1 protein-coding gene and 2 pseudogenes are annotated in these 1,388 nt (G+C 73.1%); all 3 read right to left on the bottom strand.

Annotated elements, in window-relative coordinates:
* Nucleotides 1–122: 122 nt before the first annotated feature.
* Nucleotides 123–317: a hypothetical protein gene (locus ACFZB9_RS36905; RefSeq protein ID WP_391454547.1), complete on the bottom strand. Its 195-nt coding sequence runs from the start codon at nucleotides 315–317 to the stop codon at nucleotides 123–125.
* A gap of 54 nt (nucleotides 318–371) precedes the next feature.
* Nucleotides 372–488 (bottom strand): annotated as a pseudogene (locus tag ACFZB9_RS36910) (hypothetical protein); the annotation flags it as partial.
* An 812-nt stretch (nucleotides 489–1,300) separates the two neighbouring features.
* A pseudogene (locus ACFZB9_RS36915) lies at nucleotides 1,301–1,372 on the bottom strand (hypothetical protein); the annotation flags it as partial.
* Between the last annotated feature and the right edge of the window lie 16 nt (nucleotides 1,373–1,388).

The following is a 1,388-nucleotide window of genomic DNA, read 5'->3' on the forward strand; positions in this document are numbered from 1 at the left end:
GCGGAACACCTCGTCCTCGTCGAAGAGTTCCTCACCCATCCGGTAGTACTGGGAGCCCTGCCCGGAGAACATGAAGACCACGGGCAGAGAACCCGTGCGGGCCTCGCGAAACATCGGCTCTCTCATCGGTAGCTGTCCCGGAACGAGCCCGCGGCGGCGGGCGCGACAGGTGCGTCGGCGTCGGCGTCGGTGCCCAGGAAGACCGCCCCGCGGTTCAGCTCGGGCTGTGGCAGCGGGGAGGCGGCCAGGTCGAAGTGCTGGAGCGGTTCCTGTCCGGAGCCGAACGGCGCCTGCTCACGGCGGTGCAGCATCAGCATCAGCCCCACCTTGACGAAGGCGGCGATGCCTTCGACGGCCGGCGGGTGGCCGATGTCGGGCTTGATCGAGCCGAGCGCCACCGGCTGGGTCGAGCCGCTGCGGTAGACCCGCTCCACCGCCTTGACTTCGAGCAGGTCGGTGACGGTCGAGCCGGAGCCGTTGGCCTCCACCCAGCCGATGTCCTGCGGGCGGTGGCCAGGTGTTCGGTGAGGAGCAGGCCGAGCGCGCCGGTGCCGCCAGTACCGCGGGTGATCAGGTGGGCGCCGGGGCGGGTGAACGCCGTCCCGGTGGGGGTGGGCAGTTCCGCCTTGCGCCAGGCGCGGCGGGTTCGGCCGGTCTCGCCGATCCGTATCTCGGGCTCGCCCTCGGCGCGGGGTTCGGCGCCGAGTTCGGCGACCACCGCCTTGGCGAGGGAGCCGGCCGCGACCGGCAGCACGCCGAAGTCGACGGCCGGGTGCTCCAGGCGTACCGTGCGGGCGAAGGCGGCCGTCGCCAGGTGGAGGTGGAGCGGCGAGGCGGCGGGGTCGCGGTGGACGTAGAGGTAGCGCAGCACGCCGCGCCGCTCGCGTTGCCAGGCCTGGAGGAAGGCCGGCGCCGGGTGGAAGCCGCCGTCGAGCGCGCTGGCGGGCTCGGTCTGCTCGCCGGCCAGTTGCACCACGTGGAGCGGCCCGTTGTGTCCCGCTCGCACCGCCGCCGCGTCGTCGTCGTCGAAGCCGGTGTCCAGCTCGATCCGGTGGGTGGTTACTCCCAGTTCGGCCGGCGCGGCGCCGACGGCGATGCCCTGGGAGCCGGCGTCGAGCAGCAGTACGGTCCCGGTGAGCTGGTGTGGGGAGGGTGTGGCGGGTTGCCAGTGGGGCTCGAAGGCGGTCACCGCGTCCACCGGCGGTCGGGTGGGGGCCGCGCGCAGTGTGAAGTCCTCGATCGCGGCGATCACTTGGCCGCTCGCATCGAGCAACGGCGTTCGTCCAGCGGCCGGTTCGCCGGCCAGGCGGGCCATTTCCAGGTAGGCCACGCCGGGCAGGACGAGGTCGCCGCCGACGACGTGGTCGCGCAGGTAGAACTCCTCGCCG

It is taken from the genome of Kitasatospora sp. NPDC008050 (assembly GCF_042957465.1).
Classification (GTDB): domain Bacteria; phylum Actinomycetota; class Actinomycetes; order Streptomycetales; family Streptomycetaceae; genus Kitasatospora.